The 25325-nt window shown below is 61.7% G+C and carries 21 protein-coding genes and 1 pseudogene; 14 read left to right on the plus strand and 8 right to left on the minus strand.

Annotated features, from left to right (window positions below):
* Positions 1–92: 92 nt before the first annotated feature.
* The 3 genes and pseudogenes from CXQ81_RS31525 to CXQ81_RS17425 all read left to right on the plus strand — a co-directional run.
* Positions 93–647 (plus strand): annotated as a pseudogene (locus CXQ81_RS31525) (thermostable hemolysin); the annotation flags it as partial.
* Between the two features lie 3 nt (positions 648–650).
* On the plus strand, positions 651–1301 hold the full coding sequence (locus tag CXQ81_RS31350; RefSeq protein ID WP_256593484.1) for a response regulator: 651 nt from the start codon (positions 651–653) through the stop codon (positions 1299–1301).
* Positions 1298–2665: an ATP-binding protein gene (locus CXQ81_RS17425; protein WP_101337965.1), complete on the plus strand. Its 1368-nt coding sequence runs from the start codon at positions 1298–1300 to the stop codon at positions 2663–2665. Before CXQ81_RS31350 ends, CXQ81_RS17425 begins: the two co-directional genes overlap by 4 nt.
* A 591-nt stretch (positions 2666–3256) precedes the next feature.
* Here CXQ81_RS17425 and CXQ81_RS17440 read toward each other — a convergent pair.
* The 6 genes from CXQ81_RS17440 to CXQ81_RS17460 form a co-directional block, all read right to left on the minus strand.
* Positions 3257–4279, minus strand: a complete 1023-nt coding sequence (locus tag CXQ81_RS17440) for an XdhC family protein (RefSeq protein ID WP_101337968.1) — start codon at positions 4277–4279, stop codon at positions 3257–3259.
* 81 nt (positions 4280–4360) lie between these two features.
* Positions 4361–5713: a cytochrome c gene (locus CXQ81_RS17445; protein WP_101337969.1), complete on the minus strand. Its 1353-nt coding sequence runs from the start codon at positions 5711–5713 to the stop codon at positions 4361–4363.
* A gap of 16 nt (positions 5714–5729) precedes the next feature.
* Positions 5730–7979, minus strand: a complete 2250-nt coding sequence (locus tag CXQ81_RS17450; protein ID WP_101337970.1) for a molybdopterin cofactor-binding domain-containing protein — start codon at positions 7977–7979, stop codon at positions 5730–5732.
* Positions 7979–8446, minus strand: a complete 468-nt coding sequence (locus CXQ81_RS17455; protein ID WP_009043866.1) for a (2Fe-2S)-binding protein — start codon at positions 8444–8446, stop codon at positions 7979–7981. Before CXQ81_RS17455 ends, CXQ81_RS17450 begins: the two co-directional genes overlap by 1 nt.
* Positions 8447–8518: 72 nt before the next feature.
* Complete coding sequence (locus tag CXQ81_RS31065) at positions 8519–8683, minus strand: hypothetical protein (protein WP_157832253.1); 165 nt, start codon at positions 8681–8683, stop codon at positions 8519–8521.
* Positions 8684–8947: 264 nt separating this feature from the next.
* Entirely contained in the window at positions 8948–9217 is a 270-nt protein-coding gene (locus CXQ81_RS17460; RefSeq protein ID WP_007925627.1) for a hypothetical protein, read from the minus strand.
* 643 nt (positions 9218–9860) lie between these two features.
* Here CXQ81_RS17460 and CXQ81_RS17465 point away from each other — a divergent pair.
* On the plus strand, positions 9861–10577 hold the full coding sequence (locus CXQ81_RS17465) for a helix-turn-helix domain-containing protein (RefSeq protein WP_101337971.1): 717 nt from the start codon (positions 9861–9863) through the stop codon (positions 10575–10577).
* A gap of 132 nt (positions 10578–10709) precedes the next feature.
* The gene (locus CXQ81_RS17470) at positions 10710–11498 is read left to right on the plus strand and encodes a DMT family transporter (protein ID WP_101337972.1); all 789 of its coding nucleotides are present in this window, start codon (positions 10710–10712) and stop codon (positions 11496–11498) included.
* A 71-nt stretch (positions 11499–11569) separates the two neighbouring features.
* Here CXQ81_RS17470 and CXQ81_RS17475 read toward each other — a convergent pair whose 3' ends face one another.
* Positions 11570–12496 carry a LysR family transcriptional regulator gene (locus tag CXQ81_RS17475; RefSeq protein WP_101337973.1) on the minus strand — a complete coding sequence of 309 codons (927 nt, stop codon included), beginning with the start codon at positions 12494–12496 and terminating at the stop codon, positions 11570–11572.
* 110 nt (positions 12497–12606) lie between these two features.
* Here CXQ81_RS17475 and CXQ81_RS17480 point away from each other — a divergent pair, with 110 nt between their 5' ends.
* The 4 genes from CXQ81_RS17480 to CXQ81_RS17495 all read left to right on the plus strand — a co-directional run bounded on the left by CXQ81_RS17480 (position 12607) and on the right by CXQ81_RS17495 (position 16226).
* Positions 12607–13359 carry a 3-oxoacyl-ACP reductase family protein gene (locus tag CXQ81_RS17480; RefSeq protein WP_101337974.1) on the plus strand — a complete coding sequence of 251 codons (753 nt, stop codon included), beginning with the start codon at positions 12607–12609 and terminating at the stop codon, positions 13357–13359.
* 16 nt (positions 13360–13375) lie between these two features.
* On the plus strand, positions 13376–13969 hold the full coding sequence (locus CXQ81_RS17485) for an NADPH-dependent F420 reductase (RefSeq protein WP_256593485.1): 594 nt from the start codon (positions 13376–13378) through the stop codon (positions 13967–13969).
* Positions 13970–14138: 169 nt separating this feature from the next.
* Positions 14139–14759 carry a TetR/AcrR family transcriptional regulator gene (locus CXQ81_RS17490; RefSeq protein ID WP_092418801.1) on the plus strand — a complete coding sequence of 207 codons (621 nt, stop codon included), beginning with the start codon at positions 14139–14141 and terminating at the stop codon, positions 14757–14759.
* Between the two features lie 195 nt (positions 14760–14954).
* Positions 14955–16226: an OmpP1/FadL family transporter gene (locus CXQ81_RS17495; protein ID WP_101337976.1), complete on the plus strand. Its 1272-nt coding sequence runs from the start codon at positions 14955–14957 to the stop codon at positions 16224–16226.
* Between the two features lie 280 nt (positions 16227–16506).
* Here the strand turns inward: CXQ81_RS17495 and CXQ81_RS17505 are convergent, their stop codons facing one another.
* Positions 16507–17967: an efflux transporter outer membrane subunit gene (locus CXQ81_RS17505; protein WP_101337977.1), complete on the minus strand. Its 1461-nt coding sequence runs from the start codon at positions 17965–17967 to the stop codon at positions 16507–16509.
* Between the two features lie 219 nt (positions 17968–18186).
* Between CXQ81_RS17505 and CXQ81_RS17510 the strand changes: the two genes are divergently transcribed.
* From CXQ81_RS17510 to ddpX, 5 genes are all read left to right on the plus strand, one after another.
* Complete coding sequence (locus tag CXQ81_RS17510) at positions 18187–19296, plus strand: efflux RND transporter periplasmic adaptor subunit (protein ID WP_101337978.1); 1110 nt, start codon at positions 18187–18189, stop codon at positions 19294–19296.
* Positions 19293–22382: an efflux RND transporter permease subunit gene (locus CXQ81_RS17515; RefSeq protein WP_101337979.1), complete on the plus strand. Its 3090-nt coding sequence runs from the start codon at positions 19293–19295 to the stop codon at positions 22380–22382. Before CXQ81_RS17510 ends, CXQ81_RS17515 begins: the two co-directional genes overlap by 4 nt.
* Before the next feature lie 339 nt (positions 22383–22721).
* Positions 22722–23312 carry a hypothetical protein gene (locus tag CXQ81_RS17525; RefSeq protein WP_053261161.1) on the plus strand — a complete coding sequence of 197 codons (591 nt, stop codon included), beginning with the start codon at positions 22722–22724 and terminating at the stop codon, positions 23310–23312.
* 518 nt (positions 23313–23830) lie between these two features.
* Positions 23831–24691, plus strand: a complete 861-nt coding sequence (locus tag CXQ81_RS17530; RefSeq protein ID WP_053261162.1) for a MurR/RpiR family transcriptional regulator — start codon at positions 23831–23833, stop codon at positions 24689–24691.
* Between the two features lie 37 nt (positions 24692–24728).
* Positions 24729–25268, plus strand: coding sequence for a D-alanyl-D-alanine dipeptidase (ddpX, locus tag CXQ81_RS17535; RefSeq protein ID WP_053261163.1), 540 nt, complete (start codon positions 24729–24731; stop codon positions 25266–25268).
* Positions 25269–25325: the final 57 nt, after the last annotated feature.

Here is a 25325-nt window from a genome sequence, read left to right on the forward strand (position 1 = left end):
AGCCGTCCTGCCGGATTATTTCGCCACCTTCAGATTCCGTTAAGAAACACCACCGATACTCCTCCCGAACTTACCCAGGGAGGCATCCATCCATGCCTGATCACGACTGGCACATCGCTCTGCCTTTGCACTTCGGCCAAATCGAAGCGCCGCCGATGTGTCTTGCCAGGGCCTTGCCGGACGAGCCTCAGCGTCCGCTTTTCGAAGCCTTTATCCAGCGCCGTTTTCGCAAGGCCCACGGTGCCGACATCCGTCATTTCATGCCACAGCTGTTTGGCATGAGCAACAACGCATCGGGCGAGCTCTGTGCAGTGGCCGGCGTGCGCCTGGCAGGTCATGAGCAGCTGTTCCTGGAGCGCTATCTGGACGATCCGATCGAGCCATTGATCAGTGCAGCCGCCAATCGTGCCGTGGACCGGGCGGGCATCGTCGAAGTCGGCAACCTGGCCGCCAGCGACACGGGCAGTGCACGGCTGAGCATCATCGCCATGACCTATTTGCTGGCCATGGGGGACCTGGAATGGGTGGCGTTCACCGGCAACATCGGCCTGGTGAACAGCTTTCATCGCCTGGGCCTGAAACCCGTGACCCTCTGTGCCGCCGACCCACAGCGGCTGGGTGATGAACGGCACAGCTGGGGCAGCTATTTACTGATTGAGGATGACGTGGCCCTCGGCGAGGGTATCCAGCATGCCCTGGAACGTGAGGGCTACACCGTTGACTGGCTGCAGGACGGCGGTAGCGCCTTGCATTCGCTGCTCAGCGAAACCTTTGATCTGGCGGTGCTCGACCTCGGCCTGCCGCGCATGGACGGCCTGGATGTGCTGCGACGCCTGCGTGACAGTGGCTCCAACCTCCCGGTGCTGATCCTCACCGCTCGGGATGCCACGGAAGACCGCATCGCCGGGCTCGACGCCGGGGCCGACGATTACCTGATCAAGCCCTTCGACCTGGCGGAACTCAAGGCGCGCCTGCGCGCCTTGCTGCGGCGCAGCGCCGGCCGTGCCCAGATGCTGATCGAGCATGCAGGCATCAGCCTGAACCCCGGTACCCAGCAGGTCAGCTACCAGGGCGAACCGGTGGCCCTGACCCCCAAGGAATATCAACTGCTCCACGAATTGTTGTCGCCGCCTGGCCGCGTGATCACCCGCGACCACCTGATGCAGTTGCTCTACGGCTGGAGCGAGGAAGCGGAAAGCAACACCCTGGAAGTACATATCCACCACCTGCGCAAGAAGTTCTCCAGCCAGCTCATCCGTACCGTCCGCGGCGTCGGTTACCTGGTGGAAGGCCGCCCATGACCTCCATCAGGCGTCGTACCCTGACGTTGATCCTCGGGCTGCTGTTCCTTGGCCTGTTGATCATGACCGTACTCAACCTTCACGACAGCAATCATGAAATAGACGAGGTCTACGACGCCCAGCTGGCTCAGAATGCTCGCCTGCTGCAAGGGATCATGCGCATGCCGATGGCCAGCAAGGAGCACGCCGAGCTGTATCAGGCGTTCAACCAGGCGCTGGGCCAGGCAGCCCCCAAAGTCGATGGCCACCCTTATGAAAGCAAGATCGCGTTCCAGGTCTGGAACGCCCAGGGTGAGCTGTTGGTTCACACCTTGAGCGCGCCGGTCTTTTCAGCGGCGTCGGCCGCGCCCGGCTTCAGCGACGTGACCGATCCGAATAGCCGTAAATGGCGGGCATTCACCCTTGATGACACGCAGTACGGCCTGAAGATATGGGTCGGCGAGCGGGACGATGTACGCGCCGACCTGGTTGACCGGATAGTTCGTCACACCGTCGTCCCTAATCTGCTTGGCAGCCTGATGCTCGCTGCGGTGATCTGGCTGGCGATCGGCTGGGGCTTGAAACCACTGGTGGATATGGCGGCGACGCTGCGCGCGAGGCATCCCGGCTCTCTCGAACCGTTGCAGTTGATGCCGTTGCCCACTGAACTCGAGCCCATGCAGGCGGCCCTCAACCGGGTGCTGGCACAGATTCAGGAAGTGATGGGCCGTGAACGGCGTTTTATCGCTGACGCCGCCCATGAAATGCGCACCCCATTGGCGGTACTCAGGGTGCATGCGCAGAACCTGATGGAGGAGGGGAGCGAGGAGGATCGCCGCGAATCGCTCGAGCATTTGATTGCCGGCGTGGACCGAACCACTCGGCTGGTCAATCAGTTGCTGACGATGGCGCGTATTGAACCGCAAACGGACACCCATGCAGCACCCTGCATCGATCTGGCGGCGACGGTTCGCGAAAGCCTGGTCCAGCTGACGCCCTGGCTGTTGAACCAGGGGCTCGAACTGGCTTTCGATGTCGGCGAAGGCATCGGCCGTGTCAGAGTCAACGCGGCCGCCATCGATATCGCCTTGAACAACCTGGTGACCAATGCAGCAAACTTTTCGCCGCCCCACGGACTGATCACGGTGCGGCTGGCCAAGAAACAGGATCACTACGAACTGTCCGTCGAAGACCAGGGGCCGGGAATCAATGAGACTGAACGCGAGCGGCTCTTCGAGCGTTTCTATAGTCGCGGAAACGCTCAGGGAGCCGGGTTGGGGCTGACCATCGTGCAGGCCATTGCAGCGCGCCTGGGCGGGCAGATCAGATTGGAGAATCGCCACTCTGGAGGGCTGCGGGCGACGTTGGAGATTCGTCGCTTTTAATGCGACGGCCGATTGCTCTGTATCTCTGATGAATGATTGCCGTGAGCCATTACTGGGCTAGTCTGAGTCGTGTTGCCTGCTCTCTGGATGTGAGAGATGGCCCTCAGGGAGAAGCGGGTCTATTCAACACTCAACTGAAGGGAATTCCATGCCTATTTATTATGTTAACAACAAGGCGCAATCGAACGGCGACCATGAGGTTCACAAGACTGGGTGTACCTGGATGCCAAGCGATAAGACATTGCTTGGGGAGCATGCCGGCTGTTCTACGGCAGTTGCATCAGCAAAGAAAATTTACCCTCGCTCCAATGGATGCAAGACCTGTGCTAATGCATGCCACACTGGCTAGTTAACGCATATGAAGGGACGGGGCTACCGTCCCTTTTGATATAGCTAGCTGAGCGGCTTTCATTGTCATGCCAATGATCACATCCCCCCAAATTGCCCAGGACTTGGTCTGGTACTCAGGATCAAGGCCTGCCGTCTCTCTGTCTTTGTAGGCCCTGGTATCGAAGCGTTTGGCCCATTGCTGTTCGCGGGCATGGCTCACCAGCGAATCAACCAAGAGGTGTGTCTTAGCCGACAGAGTCATCAGGCCACAGGCGCCTCTTGCTCGCGGGCTTGCTTGGCGTTCGAAACGTCAAGGGTGAGGGGCAGGGCGACGCTGTTCTTGGCGGCGAGGATCTCGGCCATGACGCTTACGGCGATCTCGGCGGGGGTCTTGCTGCCGATGTAGATGCCGATGGGGCCGTGCAGGCGCTGGAGCGAGGCTTCGGTTTCGCCGAAGTGTTCGATCAGGCGTTCGCGGCGTAGCTGGCTGTTGCGCCGCGAACCGATGGCGCCGATGTAGAAGGCCGGGCTGTGCAGGGCCTCGAGCAGGGCCAGGTCGTCGAGCTTGGGGTCATGGCTGACGGCGACGATACAGGTGCGCAGGTCCGGGGCGAATTCGCGGACGATGTCGTCCGGCATGCCAACCAACTGTTCCACGCCCGCCACGCTCCAGCCGCCGATGTATTCGGGGCGGGGGTCGCAGACCGCGACCCGGAAGCCGTTGAACAGCGCCATGGTCGCCAGGTATTCGGCCAGCGCGCCGGCCCCGATCAGCAGCAGGCGGTAGCCGGGGCCCAGGGTGTTGACCATCTGCCGGCCATCGAAGATGAACTGCTCCGGGGTAGCGCTGATGGTCAGGGATACCTGGCCGCTGCCCAGGTCCAGGCTGCGGCGCACCAGCTTGCCGGCGTTGAGTCGGGTCAACAGCCGTTCGAGGGCATCCCTCGAGGGGGTGAATTCGAGGATCAGCTCCAGCGTGCCGCCACAGGGCAGGCCGAAGCGGTGCGCTTCGTCGGCGCTGATGCCGTAGCGCACCACCTGCGGCGGCCCGTCCGGCAGGCCGCTGCCATCGTAGGCGTTGGTGTAGCGGTGGATCAGGTCGTCCTCGATGCAACCTCCCGACACGCTGCCGACCACCCGACCATCGCCGCGCAGGGCCATCATCGAGCCCACGGGGCGAGGCGAGGAGCCCCAGGTGCGGGCCACGGTGGCGAGCAGCACGCGGTGACCGGCCTGGAGCCAGTCATGGGCGGTGCTCAGGACCAGTAGATCGATGCTTTCCATGGGGACCTCGGTTGTTCATGGGAGGGGTTGCTGGCAGATCCGCTCCTGGCCAGGGGGATCGCCAGCACCTCGCTCCTTTTTTCAGCGCATGTGCAGGATGATCGGGCTGCTGCTGGCCGGGTCGGTATGCCCGCGCAGCTTGCCGACCGCTTGCGCGTCGACCGCGCCGCCCGAATTGCCCCAGGTGCCGCGCACGAAGCTCAGGACCTCGGCGATTTCCCGGTCCGACAATTGCTCGCGAAAGGCCGGCATGCGGTAGGCATCCGGCACGCCGGCGGCGACCACGCGCTGCGAGCCGTTGAGGGTGATGTTGATCGCCGACGCGTTTTCCTTGGCCAGTGCCGAAGTGGCGCCCGCCAAAGGCGGCATCCACTCGGCCTGGCCCTGGCCGTCCAGGCCATGGCAGGAGGCGCAGCGGGTCACGTAGGTATGGGCTCCGGGGCTGTCCAGGCGGGTGGCGGCGGACACGGCCTGGTACTGCCAGGGCGCGCCGTCGCGCTGCGGATCGCCGGGCAGCGACTTGAGGTAGCGGGCGATCGCCGCCAGGTCCTCGTCGGCCATGAACTGGGTGGAGTTGTTGAACGCCTCGGTCATCGAGCCGTAGACCACCGCGTGCTGGTTACGCCCGGTCTTGAGGAACTGCACGATCTGCGGCTCGCTCCAGCGGCCCAGGCCGGTGTTGGAGTCCTGGCGCAGGCTCGGCGCGTACCAGCCGTCGAGCAGGGCGCCGGCGAGGAACGGCGCGCCGGACTCGTCCAGGGCCTGCTCGTTGAACGCCAGGCCGCGCGGGGTGTGGCAGCTGCCGCAGTGGCCCGGCCCCTGGACGATGTAGGCGCCGCGGTTCCACAACGCATCCTGCGCAGGCTTGGCCGCGTAGGGCGTGCTCGGGGCGAACAGGCCGTTCCACAGCGCGATAGGCCAACGCATGTTCAGCGGCCAGGGGATAGCGCTGGGGGCGTTGGGCTGGCTGACCGGTTGCACGCCTTTCATGAAGAACGCGTACAGCGCGCGCATGTCATCGTCGCTGAGCTTGACGTAGGACGGGTAGGGCATCGCCGGGTAGAGCCGCCGACCGCCCGGGGCGACGCCATGGCGCACGGCACGGTCGAAGTCGGCCAGGCTGTAGGCGCCGATGCCGGTGTCCCGGTCGGGGGTGACGTTGGTGGCGTGGATGGCGCCCAGCGGCGTGGCCATTTCCAGGCCGCCGGCGAAGGGCGCCTTGCCCGGCAGGCTGTGGCAGGCCACGCAATCGCTGACCCGGGCGACGTACTCGCCGCGGCTCACCAAGGCGGGGTCGAAGCGGGTCGCCGCGGCCTGTTCCTGCTCGAAGGGCGAGACGGGCTCGCGGGTGACATACCAGGCCAGCAGGCCTGCCGCGACCAGGCACGGCAAGGCCAGCCAGCCTGCGGTTCTTGCGAATCGGCGGTTATTCATGGGCAGTCCTTGTCGGTCAGCTGAAGGTGTATCGGCTCAATGGCAGGCTACGGATGCGCTGGCCGGTCAGCCGCGCCACCGCGTTGGCCACCGCCGGCGCCACCGCGGGCAGCGGTGGCTCGCCGACGCCGCCCATCTTTTCGCCACTCTCGACAATCCGTACATGTACCCGCGCCATGCGTGAAGGCGGCAGGATCGGGTACAGGTCGTAGTTGCGCGCCCGGGGCTTGCCGTCCACGTAGACCGCTTCTTCCACCAACGTCTGGGACAACCCCAGTGCCACGGCACCATTGACCTGGGCCTCGACGATCGCCGGGTTGACGATGCTGCCCGGGTCGATGGCCTGCCAGATGTCGTGGACCTTGACCTGGCCATTTTCGATCGACACTTCGGCGATCGCCGCCGTGTGCGAGCCGAACGGCGAGGCCATGGCCACGCCGCGGGCGCGGCGAGTGCCGTCCTCGGCGGTGAACGGGCCGCGCTTCCAGCCGCCGGACAGTTCGCCCACCGCCTGCAGCAAGGTGGTCAGGCGCGGGTTGTCGCGCAGCAGGTGCTGGCGTAGCTCGTACGGATCGCGGCCGCCTTTGTCCGCCAGTTCGTCGAGGAAGGCTTCGTAGAAGAAGTCGTTGAGCGAATTGCCCACCGAACGCCAGTAGCCGAGCATGGCCGGTCCCTTGACGTAGATCTGCGCGATGCGCTTGTTGGCAATGGCGTAGGGCTTGCCCGACAGACCTTCAAGGGCCGAAGGGTCGAGTTTTTCGCCCTGCTTGCCGGCGATGGCTTCGGTGGGGCCTTCGGTGGCGCTCACCGCTTCGATCGCCACCGGCAGCCCTTGGGCATCCAGCGCGGCCTGGAACTTGACCACGGCGACCGGGCGCAGCACGTCACGCAGGAACTCTTCCTCGCGGCTCCAGATCAGCTTGACCGGACGGCCGACGGCCTTGGCCAGGGCGATGGCCTGTGGGTAGGGACTGGCCGAGTCATAGAGGAAATGCCGGCCGAAAAAGCCGCCCAGCAGCGGCGAGTGCAGGGTGATCCGCGAGGGATCGAGACCGGTGCGCCTGGCGATGTCGGAGCGGAACATGTCCGGCGCCTGGTTGGGCAGCCAGACCTCCAGCGAACCGTCGGGATTGAAGCGCGCCAGGGCCGAAGGGGGCTCCAGCTGGGCGTGGTTGAGGTACTGGTTGTGGTAGGTGGCCTCGACCCGGGTCTTGGCGTTGGCCAGGGCGGCGGCCACGTCGCCTTCGTTTTCGTCGTCGCGGGCCGGGCCTTGCTGGGCGGCGAGAAAATCGCGGAACGCATCGCTGGAAAAGTCGGCGGGCATTGGCCGTACCTTCGAATCGGCGGACGCTTCCTGCCAGTCGACCTGAATGGCTTCCACCGCGCGCTTGGCGTGCCACCAGCGTTCGGCGACCACCGCCACCGCGCCGGGCAGCGGGTGAACGGAGTGCACGCCTTTCATGGCCTTGACCTGGGCCTCGTTGCGCAGGCTGCCCACGCTCATGCCCAGGCGCGGCGCGTGCTGCACGGCGGCGTGGAGCATGCCGTCGACCTTCAGGTCGATGCTGTACAGCGCCTTGCCGGTGGATTTCTCGTAGGCATCGACGCGCCGTACCGGCTTGCCGATCCAGCGGAACTGGCTCGGGTCGCGCAGGGTGATGCTGGCCGGGTCGGGCACCGGCATGTCCAGGGCGCGACCGGCCAATTCACCGTAACCCAGGGAGCGGCCGGAAGCGGCATGCAGCACCCGGCCAGGCTCGGTGGACAGCTCGGCCAGCGGTACGCCGAGCTGCTCGGCGCCGGCCTGCAGCAGCATGGCCCGCGCCAGGGCGCCCAGGCGGCGCATGGTCGGGTAGCTCATGCGCACCGACATGCTGCCACCGGTGATGCGCATGCCGTTCTCCATGACCACGTAGGCTTCGCCGGGCGGCGCGGCCTCGACCACGAAGGTGGCGGGGTCGGCGTCCAGCTCTTCACCGACGATCTGCGCCATGGCGGTGTGGGTGCCTTGTCCGCCTTCCATGAAGGGGCTGAGCAGGCGCACGCTGCCATCCGGGCGAATCTCCAGGAACGCCGGGACCTGGGTCCCGCGTTCCGCGGTGCTCGCCGTGGCGGCCAGGACCCTGGCCGAACCCAGCGGCAGGCCGAAACCGAGTACCAGCGCGCCCACGGCGGCGCCGGTCAGAAAGCGCCGGCGGGACAGGTTGACCGGTTCGTCCAGCGGCAGGTCCAGGAGGTCTTCAGCGAAATCGATGGGCTTGTTCATCAGGCGCTTTCCTTCTTGGCAGGCTGGGCGGCCAGGTCATGCACGGCGGCATGGATGGCGTTGTAGGTGCCGCAGCGGCACAGGTTGACCATCGCCGCTTCGATCTGCGCATCGCTGGGCGCGGGGCTGTGCTTGAGCAGCGCGGTGGCCGCCATGACCTGCCCGGACTGGCAGTAGCCGCACTGGGCCACCTGGTGCTCGACCCAGGCGGCCACCACGCGCTTGCCGACTGCGTCCGCCTCGATCGCTTCGATGGTGGTGACCTCGCGGCCGACCACACCTGCCACCGGGGTGACGCAGGCGCGCACCACATTGCCGTCCACCAGCACCGAACAAGCGCCGCACTGGGCCAGGCCGCAGCCGTACTTGGTGCCGGTCAGGCCCAGGTCATCGCGGATCACCCACAGCAACGGCGTGTCGGCGTCGGCATCGACCTGATAGGTCTTCTGGTTGATTCGTAGTTCCATGGCTCACCTGCTGATCATCGGTTGGTGTGTCTTTGTTTTTTCTTCAGGAGGCGCCACCAGGCGCGTCCTTGCTCAAGAAACGCGGGTAAAGGGGCGGATACGCCAATCCGCTGCCTCGTGCGCCGGGCTGGCCGCGAGCACGTCGGAGTAGGCCGGAAGGTCCAGCGAGAGAAAATGCGAGGAGGTGTCGAGGGTGTGTGCCAGGGGCGATGCCTGGCCGGCGCGGGCTTGGGTCATGGCGGCTGGCTCCTAGTGATCGGACTCTAGCCCAGGGGCCAAGGGTTTCCTATCCGATACCCGGCAAGCTCAGAGGATCAGGCAAGTATTCCAGAGGAATGCGCAATAACGCGGGGATGGAAGGCGTCGAGCAACTGCAACGAGTGACAGACAAGGCGGGGTTTATGGGCTGGCTACGGCTTGGGGGAGGGTTTGGAAGGAGAACGTCGCGATGAACCGTCGGGCCGCGCAACCTGTGCGCGACCCGACGGGTTTGATCCCTGCTTAGATCCGGTGGATCTGGGTGATGTGCGGCTTGCCTTTAATAGGCGCGTAGATTTCCACTACGGCCTGCCAGCTGTCCGACGAGCCAGGCACCGTTGCTTTCGACAGATAACGATAGTTCGTGCCGTTGACGACTTGGGTCGAAACTTTTTCAGGGGTGTAGTGCACACCCACGAACCCGGCCAGGGCCTCTTTGAATACTTCCCGATCCTTTGGAGTCAGTTCGTGGTAAGGAGTCCATCCGCCAACAAAGTTCTCTTGAGCCGACATACGATATATCTCCATATATAAGTTCCTACTCGTCTGGCTTTTCGGAGTCCGCCCCGTCTATTGAATGGTTTCCGGAATCCATTGTGCCGAGTGGGTTTCCCAAACGCCTGCTCATCGTGAAACAGGGTATGGGGAGAACACCGGCACGTACTGCACAAGCCGCGCACTGCAGGCCAGCAAGTGGCGGGCGCGAACCGTTGGTCATGGAGGATGAGGTGGTCGCCGGCTTCAGATCCTTGTGCCTGATGGAAACAGCCTTCGATGAATGATGACTGCCAGACCTCCGTGTCTTGTCTGCAGCAGCTGTGCTTATAGGGCATGCCGCTGGATGGCCTTAAGCTATCAGGCAGCAGTGAAAAGTATGTCCGCATTTGGCTGTGTGAGATGTAAGGCGTTGGCTATTGGCTACGAGCGGCCAGAGCCCTTGAACCTGCTATCAATATTGAAGGTTTATCGAAGGGCACAGCGCCGTCATCGAGATATCGGTTCACCGAATGCGAATGTTTGGCTGAGAAGCAAGCCGAATGAAGACGCTTTAAGGGATTAGCCTGTAGCCTTGAACGATTGCAACCTGCGAGTTTCTGTTTTGGCTAGAAGTGTAGATAGGCGCGACTATGAAAATGTAGACCGCCCCATCGTGGTCATGGCGAAGGACTACCCGGCCGCATATGCCGTGGCGCCGCATGCCCATTCCTGCGGGCAGCTCATCTACGCGGTTTCCGGCGTCATGGAGATCCGGACGGGCACAGGCCTGTGGCTGGTGCCGCCGCAACGCGCCTTGTGGATGCCCGCGGGAATCTCCCATGCCATGCAGACCCGAGGCAGCCCGGTGGCATTGCGCACAGCCTATGTTCGCCAGGATCGCTATCCCACTGATGCACCCGTGCACCCCGGCGCGGTACGGGTTTCGAACCTGCTGCGCGAACTCATCCTGCGTGCGGCGACGATTGCCCTTGATTATTCCGAGGACAGCCGGGATGGCCGCATCCTGAGCCTGATCCTCGAAGAGATTGCCTGGTCGCCGGAACAAGGGCTGCATTTGCCCACGGGCCGCGACAAGCGCTTGGTGGCCACCTGCGAAGCGATCCTGGCCAACCCACAGGATAATCGCACGCTGAACGACTGGGCCGGCCAGCATGGCGCGACAGCGCGCACGCTGTCGCGGCTGTTCACGGCCGAACTCGGGGTGCCGTTTCAAGTGTGGCGACAGCAGGCCCGCGTGATGGCGGCGTTGCCGCGCTTGGCCGCGGGCGAGCCCGTGACGACTGTGGCGCTGGACATGGGCTACGACACGCCGGGCGCGTTCTCGGCCATGTTCAAGCGGCTGCTTGGAGCATCGCCCAGCCGCTACTTTGCGTAGTCGACCGGGCGTGCGCTTGTCCTGTTTGACGTAGAGGTTGTCTTTCTGCGCGAAGCGTGACGAGAGGCGGGGCAACACACTATCAAGTGATTCGGCGGCCTACTGTCCGCCGCCACGATTGATAGGGCTTCCATGGACTCGCATGCAGCACAACGGCGCTTTCTCCTGCTGATCCTCAGCTCCACCTTTCTGCAAGGCTCGTCCTTCGTCGCCAGCAAGATTGTCCTGAGTGAATTGCCGCCGCTGTGGCTGGCGGCGCTGCGGTTTTTCGTGGCGGCTCTCTCGCTGCTGCCCTGGTTGTGGCTGCGCCACCGTGCCCGGGTCGCTGCCGGCACAGCGGTTCCGGTCAAGGTCATGCCCTGGCTGCGACTGACCATCATCGGCCTGTTGCAGACGACCGGTGTCATGGCGTTCCTGACCATGGGCCTGACGCAGACCAGTGCATCCAAGGCGGCAATCCTGATGGCCAGCAATCCGCTGTTGGTGGCGCTGCTGGCCGGCATCCTGCTCAAGGAGCGGGTACGCCCCCTGGCCTGGCTGGGCCTGCTGCTGGCCTTCGCCGGGGTGGTGGTCTGCATCGGTGTGCAGTCGGTGATGACCGGCGCAATCGGCCCCGCGGAAGCGCTGGTCATGGCGGGCTCGACCTGCTGGGCTCTCGCCACGCTGGCCATTCCCGCTTCGACGGGGGCCATGGGATTGTGGTTCGCGGCCCTGCATACGGGCGGCGCCGTGCGCACCAGCGGCTTCCTGTTTCTGTGCCCTTTCTTTGCCGCGCTGATCACCTTCGCCATCAGCGGCGACATGCTTTCCACCCACGAAATGCTGGGTGGCGTGATGATCGCCGTAGGCATTGTCTTGCTGTCCCGGACACCGGCCGCGCGGCCGGCCAGTCATTCCTCGCCCCGGGAAACCTCTTCATGACCCCCACAAATCCGCGCTGCTGGTGAAGGGGAGGAGGGCATGGCTGCTTTTGGCCAACCTGTGGGGCAACTTTAGCCTCGCGCATCAAAGCGTTTCGCCCATTGCTGCTCGCGGGCATGACTCACCAGCAGGTCCACGAAGACCCGCGTCTTGGCCGGCAGCAGTTTCTGCCCGGCGAAGTACAGCGAGATGGGCCCCGCATCGACATACCAGTCCGGCAGTACCCGTTCAAGGGCGCCACTTTGCAGATGCTCAAGCACGTCGGGAATCGCCAATAGCGCCACGCCCAGCCCCATGAGCGCGCTCTGGCAAAGTGCTTGTGGGTCGTTGACCAGCAACCGCGGGCGCAACTCCAGTGCTGCACGCTGTTCCTTGGGGCCTTGCAGTGTCCAGCCGCGGACCTTGCCGCTTTGTAGCGAGCGCATGGCCAGGTGCTCAAGGTCATTCAACTGTTCGGGACGACGTACAAGAGGGTGCCTGGACAGACAGTCCGGCGATGCCACGAGCACCAAATGCGCCGGTGACAGATCCCGGGCGATCACCCCGGGCGAAAGCTCGATGCCGCCGCCGATGGCGACGTCAAATCCATCGGCGATCAGCTCCACCTGGCGATTGTCGAAGTGCCACTCGGGAACCACCGCTGGATATCGCTTCATGAACTGCGGCATCAACGGCAGCAGGTAGTCACGGCCAAAAGCGGGCGCCGCGGAAATACGCAGCACTCCAGCCGGTTCTCCGGCGTTGCTGGTTACGTCGGCAATCGCCGCCTGGACAGTCTCCAGCCCACCCTCGAGGTTAGCCAGAAAGCGCTCCCCAGCCTCGGTCAAGGACAGTCGGCGAGTACTGCGTTGAAACAGGCGTACCCCCAGGTTGGCTTCCAGTTGGGCGACATTCCTGCTCACCGCGGCCGGCGTGATACCCAGGCGCCGCGCGGCGGCAGAGAAACTGCCTGCCTCTGCGCTGCGAACGAAAGATTGCAGATTGGCCAGGGTTTCCATGATCGATACCTTCAAGCAAACGTTGAAAGTGATTCTAGTCACTCCCTACTACTTGATGGAAAAAGAAAAGCGTTTCATAGCCTCACCAACCACCACTAGAGGCTCACACCATGAACGCTGTCACCCTTCCTCTCTCTGGCAAGATCGCCATCGTCACCGGCGGCTCGCGCAGTATCGGAGCGGCCATTGCCCAACGCCTGGCCGCGGACGGCGCCGCTGTCGCCATTACCTACAACGCCTCGCCTGATCGTGCCGCGGCGCTGGTCGAGGCGATCACCGCTGCCGGCGGTCGAGCTATTTCGCTGGCGGCCGACGCTGGAGATCCCGAGGCTGTCCGCGCCGCGGTCCAGCAGGTCGCCACGTTATTCGGCAAGGTCGATATCCTGGTCAACAACGCCGGCATCAGTGTGCTCGGTGCTCCGCAAGACATCGCTTTCGAGGACTTCCAGCGCATCCTCGCGGTGAATGTCACCGGTGTTTTCGTGGCCACCCAGGAGGCGCTCAAGCACATGGGGCAGGGGGGGCGAATCATTCATATCGGCAGCTCCATGGTGCAATACGCGGCTTTCGCCACCGCCTCCGCCTACACCCTGACCAAGGGCGCCGTGGCGGGCTTCAGCCGAGGCCTGGTGCGAGACCTGGGACCCCGCGGTATCACCGTGAATACCGTCCACCCCGGGCCGACCGACAGCGACATGAATCCCGCCGAGGGGCCGGTGGCGGACTTCGTGCGCCCCAATATCGCCGTGGGACGCTACGGGGAAGGCCAGGACATCGCCAGCGCAGTGGCCTATCTGGCCAGCCCCGAAGCCAGTTTCGTCACCGGTGCCGAATTGATGATCGATGGCGGCTTCACCGCCTGAGGAGCCAGACATGAACATGAGTATCAGCATCATTGGAGCAGGCGCCATAGGCAGCGCGATCGCCAGGTTACTGACGAAGGCCGGCCTGGACGTGAGCATCGCCAACAGCCGTGGCCCTGACAGCCTCACGTCGCTGATCGCCGAACTGGGGCCCAAGGCTCAAGCCGTTACCGCCGAGCAAGCGGCTACCGCAGACCTGGTGTTCCTGGCGGTGAACTGGTCGAAGATTCCGTCGGCACTGGCCGGGCTGGGCCCCTGGGAAGGAAGGATTGTGGTGGATACCAACAACCCGATTGAAGCGCCGCTGTTCAAGCCCTTTGACCTGGGAGGCCAACCTTCCACCCAGGTCGTGGCGCAAATGCTGCCCGGCGCCCGCGTGGTCAAGGCCTTCAACCATCTATCGTCGAATCTGCTGGCCAACCCGAACGCCGAAGGGGGCAAGCGAGTGTTGTTTGTCTCTGGAGAGCATGCGCACGCCAAGCAGCAGGTCAGCGAGCTGATCCAGCAACTGGGGTTCCATGGCATCGACTTGGGCGACTTGCAACAAGGGCAGCTCGCGCAATTTCCCGGAGGGCCTTTACCGGCGCTCAATCTGGTCAAACATGACTGACGACGAGGCCGGTGAATACCGGCTTCGCTTTATGAGGACGGTATTGAGAGCAGGTTCGGCCGGAGTTTTTCCAGTTGCCCTGGAAAGGCGTTCGGAACGGCCGTTTTGTGACTGGATATCTTATCGGTCACAAGTTGTCAGTCCGCTACAGGGTGAGTAAGCTGTTCCCATGAATCAGCCATCGATATCTCCGCCCAGCGCCCGTGGCCCAGCCGATCACGACATTCGAAACCAGATTGTCGCGGCGGCCAACGAGCACTTCAGTCAGTACGGCTATGGCAAAACCACGGTCTCCGACCTGGCTAAAGCCATCGGTTTTTCCAAAGCCTATATCTACAAGTTTTTTGATTCCAAGCAGGCGATCGGTGAAGCCATCTGCACAAATTGCCTGGCAGAAATCGTTGCGGCTGTTGAACAGGCCATCAGTGGAGAGACCCTTTCGGCAACGGAGCGCTTTCGGCGCCTGGTCAAAACGGTGATCGCCACAGGTGTGAACCTGTTCTTCAACGATCGGAAACTCTATGACATCGCAGCGTTTTCTGTGTCGGAGCGCTGGTCCAGTTCGCAAGTTTATGAAGCACAGATCAAGCAATTCATTTTGCAGATTGTGCGTGAAGGGCGAGAGGTCGGTGAGTTTGAACGCAAGACTCCCCTGGACGAGACGGTAGACGCGATACATCTTGCTCTGCGGCCATTCGTCAATCCTCTACTGCTGCAGTACAACCTCGATTTTGTCGAAGAGGCGCCCACGCTCACCTCCAATCTCATCTTGCGCAGCCTCATGCCTTGATCTTCGGCTAACGCTCGAACGCCTGCTGCTCTGGGCGAGGTATCGCTCAATCGGCTTTTCACTTTGCCCTTCCTCCAACCGTCGAAGGGCATTTATTTACCTGTTATGTGACTATTGACTGAAATAGTCACATGGATAAGTATGCGTCCGTTGCTTCTGCTGTTTTATCCCGGTGATAACCCTAGAGTTCTAATAATGAAAAAAATATTGCTCATGAGCCCACTTGGGCTCGCTGTTGCGCTCGCGTCTTCTTATGTGTCTGCGAGCGGCTTCGCTCTCAATGAACAGAGCATCAGCGGGATGGGCTCTGGATTTGCCGGTCGTTCCTCCTCCGCTGAAGATGCGAGCACGGTCTTCGGTAATCCGGCGGGCATGTCACGCTTGAAAAGAGAACAAGTCAGCGTAGGGGCGGCGACGCTTTTCGCGAAGTCCGACATCAGCCAGACCCGCAGTACATTCGCCGGCCAGGAAGACGGCGACATGGTGCCCACGACTACGATACCTATGGGCTACTACGTCAAACCCATTGATGAGCACTGGGCATTCGGTGTCGGGTTTTATGTGCCTTTCGGCCTGATAACCGATTATGGCAGCGGCTTTGCGGGGCGTTACTACGCTAACAAAAGCGAGGTCACGACATTCACCTTCCAGCCCACCATCAGCTATGCCTTTAACGACAAGGTTTCGATCGGGTTCGGTCCCACCATCAACCGTATCAGCGGCGAGTTGTCCGGGATGGTGCCCAATCCGCTCAGCCCTGGTCGCAACGACGGGAAACTCAAAAGCACCGGCGACGATACGGCCCTGGGTTTCAACGCCGGCATTCTGGTGCAGGCTACCGATCGAACTCGCCTCGGATTGACCTACCATTCCAAGGTCAGTTACCACCTGGATGCCAAGACCAAGGTCACCGACGGCATCTTTAGCGTGTTGGGGGTTAGCGGCCGCAGCTATGACGCTTCGCTGGATGTGGATACGCCGGAGTCGGTGGACTTCTCGGTAACTCATCAGCTCAGTAATGACTGGACGCTCTACCTGGGGAGCACCTGGACCCGCTGGAGTCGCTTCAAGGAATTAACCATCGAGAACACGGGCTTGCCTCCTTTATTGATCGGATCGCTGGGCACGGTTACCGAAGAACAGGACTGGCACGATACGTGGGCCCACGCCATCGGTACGGCGTACAAACTGAATGATCACTGGGTACTTCGTGCCGGCTTGTCAGTCGACCAGTCGCCCGCCAACAACACCCATCGCGGGCCCCGTATTCCAACGGGCGACCGGACGGTTATCAGCTTCGGGGCTGGCTGGACTCCGGCGGACAATGTCACGATCGATGTCGCTTATTCCTATCTGTGGGAGGAGAGCGTGCAGGTCAAGGGTACCTCCGCGACCCGGGGCGCATACAGCGCCAAGTACAAGAACAGCGCGAGCGGGCTCGGCACTTCCGTCAGCTATCGTTTCTAAGATAGGGCGTCGTTCTACGATAGTTTTCCGGCCGGGAGTGCAGGTTACCTCCCGGCCTTTCAAAGCATATTTCCTTCGGGGAAGCCGCTTCGTCGCCACTCACACGCCCATGACGCGTGACATGAGCTCCTGATGAAATCGGCGTGGCGTGGGGCAAACTCCTCGCCAAATCTGCTTGCGGCTCCGGTGATGAGCACCCAGGAATTCTCGCTCGCTTTCATAGCCCCCTCTCGAACGGGTAGTCGCGGGCGTGCATAAAGCGCTGCGTCGCCTGGTCAAGTCATCGAGTCGCCACGGACCGGGTGTCAGGAGGTTGCCAGCCACCACCGAGGGCCTTGAATGCCGCAACCGCCGCCCGTGCCGACTCCGTTCGCGCCTGCGCTCGGGCATCGGAAGCCTGCAGCATCGTTTCGTCGGCGTGCAGGACATCGATCAGGCTGGCCGTACCTTTCTGGTAGGCCATGAACGACGATTGGCGAGCCTGCGTCAGGGAGGTTTCGCCTACGCTCAGGGTGGCTGCCTGGACTTCCCGATTCACCAGGGCGGAAAAGGCATTCTCGACATCCTCGGTGGCGCGCAGTACGGACTGACGGTAAGCGGCCAGGGCTTGCGCTTCCTGGCCCTTGGCTTGATCGATTTGAGCGTTTATGCGGCCAAAGTCGAACAGTCTCCAGCGCAGCCCCAACACGCCCGCCGACTGATTGGCGCCGCCGGTGAAAAGATTGCCGGCGGAGACAGCCGTAGCGCTACCCAGCAATGCGCTGAGGGAGAATTTCGGGTAGTACTCGGCAATCGCCACCCCGATGCGCGCGTTGGAAGCCGCAAGCTGGCGCTCGGCGACGATGAGATCGGGCCTGCGGCGCAGCAGATCGGCCGGCGTTCCCGTGGCCTTTATCTGCGGCGCAAGAGGAATGCTCCCTGCATTGGCCAGTTGCGCGCGATGAGTGCCTGGCGGTGTGCCGAGCATGACATCCAGTGCATTCATGGCAGCATCCAGGCCGGTCTGCAGGACCGGCACGGTCGCCTGGACCTGCGATAGCGCGCCCTCGGTCTGCTGAACCTGATAGTTGGCAGCGAGGCCCTTGCCGTAAAGCAAGCGGACTTTCTCTAGCAGCCCCTGCTGCGTTTTGACTTGGCGGTTCGCAATGTCCAGCCGGGCCTGCAACCCGCGGAGGGTGATGTAGATATCGGCGGTCTGCGCGGCGATGGCCAGTCGTGTGGCGGCGGCGCCCGCCTCGGAAGCCTGGTACTCGGCGAGTGCGGCTTCGCGTCCGCGTCGCAGGCCGCCAAAGACATCGACCTCCCAGCCCGCACCGAGGTTAACCTCGTAGGAGTTTCCATACCGATCATAACCAGGCGTCGGGTTCAACACCTGGCCGAGCGGGGTCTCGATCGATTGGTAGGAACGCGCGGCCTGGCCACTGATGTTCCCCGAGGGCAGCAAGGCGGCATTTGCGGCACCCAATCCTGCCCGAGCCTGTGTGACTCGCGCCGATGCCTGCGCCAGATCCAGGTTCTGTTCAAGCGCCTTGGAGACGAAGTCGGTCAGCACGGGATCACCAAAACCTTCCCACCAGGCCACAAGACTGGCCGGCCTCGCCACAGGCCTCTGCTCGACGGCAGATTGACCCAGGTAACGATCCAGCAGCGGGGCGTGTGGACGTTGATAGTCCGGACCGACCGCGCAGCCTGCCATCAAGCTGGCGCTCACCCAAAGAGCAATGGGGCGGAGGGGAGGCATTGAGGCTCCTTAAATCGAGGATGTTTGTGACCATATTACGTTATGGTCACGTCCTGTCAATCAGCACAATTTGATCGGCTTCTAAAGATTTCTTAATGAATACGGCGGTTATGGCGTGAGCCTAGAGAATCCTGACACGTCACGGAGTGTGACCATTGACAGATATAGTCACTATGCTGAGAATGTGCTGCATGTCCTATTGTTCAAGTAAGGGAACCTATGCGCCGGCTCCGACCTGTCCCCATTGCCGCTTGCCTGTTGCCTCTATTCCTGACGGCGTGTGGCGACTCATCCACCGTTGAAGATCCACGCACGCAGGCCCCTCTGGTGAGGTCCTCTGCGGTGCAGGGGGCGTCCGGTGTTTCACGCTCTTTCACTGGCGTCGTGGCGGCCCGCGTCCAGGGCGACCTGGGTTTTCGGGTATCGGGCAAGATACTTGAGCGCTTGGTCGACACGGGCCAGACCGTCAAGCGGGGTCAACCGCTGATGCGTCTCGACCCAATCGACCTGGGATTGCAGGCGCGAGCGCAGCAAGAGGCGGTCATCGCCGCTCGGGCCCGAGCCAAGCAGACAGCCGATGACGAGGCGCGCTATCGCGACCTGGTCGCCGCGGGGGCTATTTCTGCATCGGCCTATGACCAGGTCAAAGCCGCAGCCGATACCGCAAAGGCGCAGCTCAGCGCCGCCGAAGCGCAGGCTGACGTAGCCCGCAATGCTTCTGGTTATGCGGTGCTGTTTGCCGATTCCGATGGCGTGGTGGTGGAGACGCTGGCCGAGCCCGGGCAGGTCGTCAGCCCGGGGCAGCCCGTGGTTCGACTGGCGCGGGCAGGGCAGCGCGAGGCCATCGTGCACCTGCCCGAGACGCTACGTCCGGCAGCGGGATCCATCGCGCAGGCGACGCTGTATGGCAACACCACGCAAGCTGTTACAGCAAAGCTGAGGTTGCTTTCTGACTCGGCCGACCGGATGACACGCACCTTCGAGGCGCGGTATGTGCTTGAGGGCGCGCTGGCCAATGCGCCGTTGGGTTCGACCGTCACCCTGCGGATCGCCGAGGGCAGCGCCAATGGACAGGTGCTGCAAGTGCCGATCGCCGCCATTCATGACCCGGGCCAAGGCACTGGCGTGTGGGTCATTGCTGGCACACCGGCGAAGGTGGCCTGGCGACCTGTCCGGGTCCTGGGCTTGAGCGACGACGCAGCGCAAGTTGCCGGCGATCTCAAGGCCGGCGAACGGATTGTGGCCTTGGGCGCGCATCTGCTGCGCGAGGGTGAGGAGGTGAGACTGGCTCAACAGGGTGACGTCAACGTTGCCGGGAGCCATCCATGAGCCAGGGGCGCTTCAATCTCTCGGCGATCGCCGTTCGCGAACGTTCGATCACGGTATTCCTGATCTTCCTGATCGCTGTTGCTGGCACCCTGGCGTTCTTCAAGCTGGGGCGGGCGGAAGATCCGCCGTTTACGGTGAAGCAGCTGACGGTCATTACCGCATGGCCGGGCGCCACGGCGCAGGAAATGCAGGACCAGGTTGCGGAGCCCCTGGAAAAACGCCTGCAGGAACTGAAATGGTACGACCGCACGGAAACCTACACGCGTCCAGGTCTCGCGTTCACGATGGTGTCGTTGCTTGACAGCACGCCGCCCTCGCAAGTGCAGGACGAGTTCTATCAGGCGCGTAAAAAGCTCGACGACGAGGCCATCAAGCTACCGGCGGGGGTCATTGGCCCGATGGTCAACGACGAGTTCTCAGATGTGACATTTGCGCTTTTCGCCTTGAAAGCCAAAGGCGAGCCGCAGCGGCTGTTGGTGCGTGATGCGGAGTCGTTACGCCAGCGCCTGCTGCACGTGCCAGGCGTGAAGAAGGTCAACATCATCGGCGAGCAGGCCGAACGCATCTTTGTCTCCTTCTCCCATGATCGGCTGGCCACGCTGGGCGTCTCTGCCCAGGATATTTTTGCCGCGCTGAACAATCAGAACGCGCTCACGCCTGCCGGCTCGATTGAAACCGACGGGCCGCAAGTCTTCCTTCGTCTCGACGGTGCCTTCGATAAGGTGCAGAAGATTCGTGACACTGCGATTGTGGTCCAGGGGCGCACGCTCAAGCTCTCTGACGTGGCAACTGTCGAACGGGGCTATGAAGATCCAGCAACCTTCCTTGTGCGCAATAACGGGGAAGAGGCTCTGTTGTTGGGAATCGTGATGCGAGACGGCTGGAACGGCCTGGACCTGGGCAAGGCGCTGGACTCCGAGACGAGCAAAATCAATGAAGGCATGCCGCTGGGCATGACGCTGACCAAGGTCACCGATCAGTCTGTGAACATCAGTTCGGCCGTCGACGAGTTCATGGTCAAGTTCTTCGTCGCCCTGTTGGTTGTGATGCTTGTCTGCTTTCTCAGCATGGGCTGGCATGTAGGTATTGTGGTGGCCGCCGCTGTGCCGTTGACGCTGGCCGTGGTGTTTGTGGTGATGGCGGCCACGGGCAAGAACTTTGACCGTATTACCCTCGGGTCGCTGATTCTGGCGCTTGGCCTGCTGGTGGACGACGCCATCATTGCCATCGAGATGATGGTGGTGAAAATGGAGGAGGGCTACGACCGTATCAAAGCCTCCGCGTACGCCTGGAGTCATACGGCCGCGCCAATGCTCTCCGGTACGCTGGTGACCGCCATCGGCTTTTTGCCCAACGGCTTCGCCCAGTCCACCGCCGGCGAGTACACCAGCAACATGTTCTGGATCGTGGGCATTGCCCTGATCGCCTCCTGGGTCGTCGCGGTGGCCTTTACCCCCTATCTGGGGGTGAAAATGTTGCCGGACATCAAGCCGGTCGAAGGTGGTCATGCGGCCATCTACGACACCCCTAATTACAATCGTTTTCGCCGGATTCTGACGCGGGTCATCGCCCGCAAATGGCTGGTGGCCGGCACGGTTATCGCGGCGTTTGTCGTGGCGATTCTCGGCATGAGCCTGGTCAAGAAGCAGTTCTTCCCCACCTCGGACCGTCCCGAGGTGCTGGTCGAAGTGCAAATGCCCTATGGAACCTCCATCGAGCAGACCAGTGCCACTGCCGCAAAGGTCGAGGCCTGGCTGCACAAGCAGGATGAAGCAAAAATTGTCACGGCCTATATCGGGCAAGGCGCGCCGCGCTTCTACCTGGCGATGGCGCCGGAGCTCCCCGATCCCTCGTTCGCCAAGATCGTGGTGTTGACGGACAGCCAGGAGGCGCGCGAGGCCCTCAAGTTCCGTCTGCGCGAGGCCATTGCTGAAGGGCTTGCCCCGCAAGCGCGGGTCAGGGTTACGCAACTGGTGTTTGGTCCCTATTCGCCATTCCCCGTCGCCTACAGGGTAATGGGGCCTGACCCGATGACGCTGCGCGAGATTGCCGGCCGGGTACAAGAGGTCATGCAAGCGAGCCCGATGATGAGGACGGTCAACCGCGACTGGGGACCACTGACGCCAACGCTGCATTTCAGCCTGGATCAGGATCGTTTGCAGGCGGTTGGCCTGACATCCAGTGCAGTCGCCCAGCAGTTGCAGTTCCTGCTGGCCGGGGTGCCGATCACGGCGGTTCGTGAAGATATTCGTTCAGTGCAGGTGATGGGGCGCGCCGCGGGTGACATCCGGCTCGACCCCGCCCGGATTGAAGGCTTCACATTGGTGGGAGCGGCGGGTCAGCGTATCCCCCTGTCCCAGGTTGGAGAGGTGGATGTGCGCATGGAGGATCCGATCCTTCGGCGTCGTGACCGCACCCCGACCATTACCGTGCGCGGCGATATTGCCGAAGGCTTGCAGCCACCGGACGTCTCGAGCGTGATCATGAAGGAGCTGCAGCCGGTCATCGACACCTTGCCTGCCGGGTATCGTATCGAGCAGGCGGGGGCCATCGAGGAGTCGGGCAAGGCCGGCCAGGCGATCTTGCCGCTGCTCCCGATCATGATTGCCGTCACGCTGCTGATCATCATCCTGCAGGTACGCTCGGTCTCGGCGATGATCATGGTGTTTCTCACCGCGCCGCTGGGATTGATTGGCGTGGTGCCGACGTTGCTGATCTTCCAGCAACCATTCGGGATCAACGCCCTGGTCGGCCTGATCGCACTTTCGGGCATCCTGATGCGTAATACGCTGATTCTGATCGGGCAAATCCATCACAACGCACAAGAAGGACTGGATCCGCTCCACGCAGTGATCGAAGCCACGGTACAGCGTGCCCGCCCGGTATTGCTGACAGCGTTGGCAGCCATCCTGGCGTTCATCCCGCTGACGCACTCGGTCTTCTGGGGGACCCTGGCCTACACACTGATCGGCGGTACATTTGTCGGCACCATCATGACGCTGGTGTTCCTGCCGGCGATGTACTCCATCTGGTTCAAGATCATTCCTATCAAGCAGAGGCAAGCCGAAACAGCGGAACTGATGTAGCAGGCGAACCCGCTAGAAGAGAGGACGCCATCGCCGTCCTCTCGAGGTTTCGAGCGTGGCCCGACCGCAGGGCAACAAGGGGAGGGTGGCGCAGCACCGCCCTGGGTTGCCAGTCTCCGCCTGCCAAGGTACGCATCAGCCGTAGGCCGACACCTTTTTTATTGTGGTTCTTAAGAACGTTTAGTTTTAGAAAAATGGCACGACACTGATCACCATTGACATCTTTCTTCACCCACTGGATGAATTTGATAAAGGGCGGATCGAAGCTATATTCACCAAGGACAGTGAGCTTAATTATTTCCAAGTACGTGTTAAATATCCGGGCAGGAGCCAAGAGACATGACAGGGGAAGATCTGATCAGGGCTATAAACAACAACACAACACTCATGGGATTGAAGAATTGTCCTGGTGTGCCAGCTCAAATGAGCTGCGCTGTTTACGGGAAGGTGCAAGATGATGTTGGAAATGATGTCATTGAAAACAATGCGAGCATGAAGTACCAAATCGAACAGGCACTTTTATTTCGTGGTGATCACTCGCAGACAGCTGTTTGGCACTTTCTTATTACGGGGTCAGCGGTTCATCACTTTGTCGTTATCCCTTGGTACAAGCAGTCAGTCGGGACGGTGTATACGGTCTTTATGGCTTACGAGCATAAAAAGGGCGACGAGTATGGGTACTCGGTGGATAAGTATGTCAAACATATCCATCCAGCCCCTGGCGAGATTAAAGGCTACAAGACAGTTTGGACGGCAAACGACCTAAGCACCATGCTCTCTGACTTGCTAACTAAGAGTAACGCTTGGGAAGAATATTTCGGTAATGTTGGACCCGCTCAGGCAGATGCAATCCGCTACTATCAATACAAAACAACAGCACTAAGCTCTGCAGTTTCCAACGTGAATCAATACAAAGAGCTCTGTCGGTAGGCTACTTGACCTGGTGACCGCCTCACGCTTGGCCTGCGGTTACCCAAAGCCCACCTTCAGTGCCTTGATGTGCAGGTGGGCCTCGGCCAGCAGCCTAAAATGTGCCGCGTACTAGGCGTACAGCGCAGAGGCTTCAACGGCATCGCCTTAGCTCAACAAGCTGCTGATGGCAGTGGACTCCATTCAAACCTGTCTCGAAGACCTTGAAGACCTCGAGGTCACGAACGCCGATACGGCGTCTCGCTCGTGCTTCCAGAGGAGCACCAGCGTTTCTGGACTCATGCAAAGCAGCTGTCCGGCTGAACGCCCACTAATCGCAAGAAGCCCCCCCGATCTGGCTCCGGGTCGCCGAGTCACCCTTTGACGTGAGCCGAAACGGCGCAGATCCACTTGCCTGATAGCGCCCTAGGGTGCCTGCTGAAAAAAGGCATTGTGTTGTCTCGAAAACGCATGTTATGTTTTTAACATTGCATAAATTGATGACAAGTCAATAACAATCTGTGCTCAGGGGCTCTGACATGCCTACGGAAAAGAACAGCTTCCTACAGTTGCTGGAGCAGGAGTTCTCCAGCCTGACCCCTACCGGCAAGCGCATCGCCAGCTATCTGTTGGGTAACCCGGAACAGCTTCCGTTCGAGTCGGCCGATAGCATCGCGCAGCGGACCTCCACCACAGGGATTTCCGTGGGGCGCTTTTTTCGCTCCCTTGGCTACCAGAACATTGATGAAGTCAAACAGAGCCTGCGCGGTGAAACGCCCACCTCGTGGCTGATTACCGACCGCATCGGTGCCTTTCGTGCCGAAAGCAATCAGGAAGACGCTCTCGATCGTTCCATGAGTCGCGAAATCGAGGCCATCCGGCACGTGTACGGTCTAGCGCGCAGCAGTGCCTTTGCCGATATCGTGCAGCGCATCTACGAAGCTGATGCCGTATTCATCCTCGGAATCCAGTCCACTCGCGGGATTCTCACAGCGTTTCATAGCCACCTTGAATACATTCGGCCCAAGGTCTACTACGTCGATGGCCTGTCAGGAATCTACGCAGAAACCCTGAACTCCGGCTTCGCCAATCCCTACGCAATCATTTCGGACTTCCGTGCTTATTCCAGCGTGACCCAGACCTTCTGCGACGCGGCGGTAGACAACGACCTGCCACTGGCCCTGATCACAGACCTGCAGTGCCCCTGGGCCAGGGATTACCCGCTTGACCTCTTGCAACTGAAAACCGATGTCGGGCAGTTCTGGGACTCCCTTGCACCCTTGGCCTGCCTGTTAAATCTCATCGTGTCGGCCGTCGCGGAGAAATACGGCGATCGCCTCGATGAGCGCTTGGCCAAGAACCGTCAATTGCAAAAAGCTTTCGGTCAGTTCGAAAGCTGATCCCATCGTCCCACCGAATCCCAACTGGAGTGTTTGCGTGAACAACAGCCCACTTGTAGAGATTGATGCCCAGCGCTATCAGGTGCAAATCGACCTGATCTACGCCGGCGCAGAAAATCTGGCTGGAAAAGTGATCTATCCGAATGCTCGTTGCAGGTTGCACCGTCAGGCTGCGACTTGCCTGGAAAAAGCTAGCCAGCTCGCGCGCCAGGCCGGGTTTGTCCTGCGCATTTACGACGCCTACCGGCCACCCTACGCCCAGTACCTGTTGTGGGAAGCGCTACCAGACAACGACTATGTGCGTGACCCGCACTTGGGCTCCCACCATAGCCGTGGGGTGGCGGTGGATCTGACCTTGGTGGGCGCCGATGGTGAGCCACTGGACATGGGCACCGCATTCGACGCGATGGAAGAAAAGTCCCATCAGTTCTACCCCGACTTGCCAGCAGACGTGCAACGCAATCGTCTGCTGCTGCTGGGGATCATGCTGGATGCTGGTTTCCAGGCAATTCCCACCGAGTGGTGGCATTACGAACTACCGAACGCCGACGATTACCCATTGCTGGAGGACGAGTAAGCCACGGGTTTTACAAGCCAATCGAACCGCAACACCGCCCCCGGAAAAACCACAGAG

The organism is Pseudomonas sp. 09C 129 (assembly GCF_002843625.1).
In the GTDB taxonomy this organism is placed as follows: Bacteria; Pseudomonadota; Gammaproteobacteria; order Pseudomonadales; family Pseudomonadaceae; genus Aquipseudomonas; species Aquipseudomonas chlororaphis.

Bases quoted from the DNA above. Each gene is read 5' to 3' on its own strand.
- CXQ81_RS17510 (WP_101337978.1), top strand. From the start codon at position 18,187: ATGCGCCGGCTCCGACCTGTCCCCATTGCCGCTTGCCTGTTGCCTCTA.
- CXQ81_RS17515 (WP_101337979.1), top strand. From the start codon at position 19,293: ATGAGCCAGGGGCGCTTCAATCTCTCGGCGATCGCCGTTCGCGAACGT.
- CXQ81_RS17475 (WP_101337973.1), bottom strand. From the start codon at position 12,496: ATGGAAACCCTGGCCAATCTGCAATCTTTCGTTCGCAGCGCAGAGGCA.
- CXQ81_RS17455 (WP_009043866.1), bottom strand. From the start codon at position 8,446: ATGGAACTACGAATCAACCAGAAGACCTATCAGGTCGATGCCGACGCC.
- CXQ81_RS17485 (WP_256593485.1), top strand. From the start codon at position 13,376: ATGAGTATCAGCATCATTGGAGCAGGCGCCATAGGCAGCGCGATCGCC.
- CXQ81_RS17490 (WP_092418801.1), top strand. From the start codon at position 14,139: ATGAATCAGCCATCGATATCTCCGCCCAGCGCCCGTGGCCCAGCCGAT.
- CXQ81_RS17470 (WP_101337972.1), top strand. From the start codon at position 10,710: ATGGACTCGCATGCAGCACAACGGCGCTTTCTCCTGCTGATCCTCAGC.
- CXQ81_RS17445 (WP_101337969.1), bottom strand. From the start codon at position 5,713: ATGAATAACCGCCGATTCGCAAGAACCGCAGGCTGGCTGGCCTTGCCG.
- CXQ81_RS17505 (WP_101337977.1), bottom strand. From the start codon at position 17,967: ATGCCTCCCCTCCGCCCCATTGCTCTTTGGGTGAGCGCCAGCTTGATG.
- CXQ81_RS17495 (WP_101337976.1), top strand. From the start codon at position 14,955: ATGAAAAAAATATTGCTCATGAGCCCACTTGGGCTCGCTGTTGCGCTC.
- CXQ81_RS31065 (WP_157832253.1), bottom strand. From the start codon at position 8,683: ATGACCCAAGCCCGCGCCGGCCAGGCATCGCCCCTGGCACACACCCTC.
- CXQ81_RS17525 (WP_053261161.1), top strand. From the start codon at position 22,722: ATGACAGGGGAAGATCTGATCAGGGCTATAAACAACAACACAACACTC.
- CXQ81_RS17530 (WP_053261162.1), top strand. From the start codon at position 23,831: ATGCCTACGGAAAAGAACAGCTTCCTACAGTTGCTGGAGCAGGAGTTC.
- CXQ81_RS17425 (WP_101337965.1), top strand. From the start codon at position 1,298: ATGACCTCCATCAGGCGTCGTACCCTGACGTTGATCCTCGGGCTGCTG.
- CXQ81_RS17450 (WP_101337970.1), bottom strand. From the start codon at position 7,979: ATGAACAAGCCCATCGATTTCGCTGAAGACCTCCTGGACCTGCCGCTG.
- CXQ81_RS17480 (WP_101337974.1), top strand. From the start codon at position 12,607: ATGAACGCTGTCACCCTTCCTCTCTCTGGCAAGATCGCCATCGTCACC.
- CXQ81_RS17440 (WP_101337968.1), bottom strand. From the start codon at position 4,279: ATGGAAAGCATCGATCTACTGGTCCTGAGCACCGCCCATGACTGGCTC.
- CXQ81_RS17465 (WP_101337971.1), top strand. From the start codon at position 9,861: ATGGCGAAGGACTACCCGGCCGCATATGCCGTGGCGCCGCATGCCCAT.
- CXQ81_RS17460 (WP_007925627.1), bottom strand. From the start codon at position 9,217: ATGTCGGCTCAAGAGAACTTTGTTGGCGGATGGACTCCTTACCACGAA.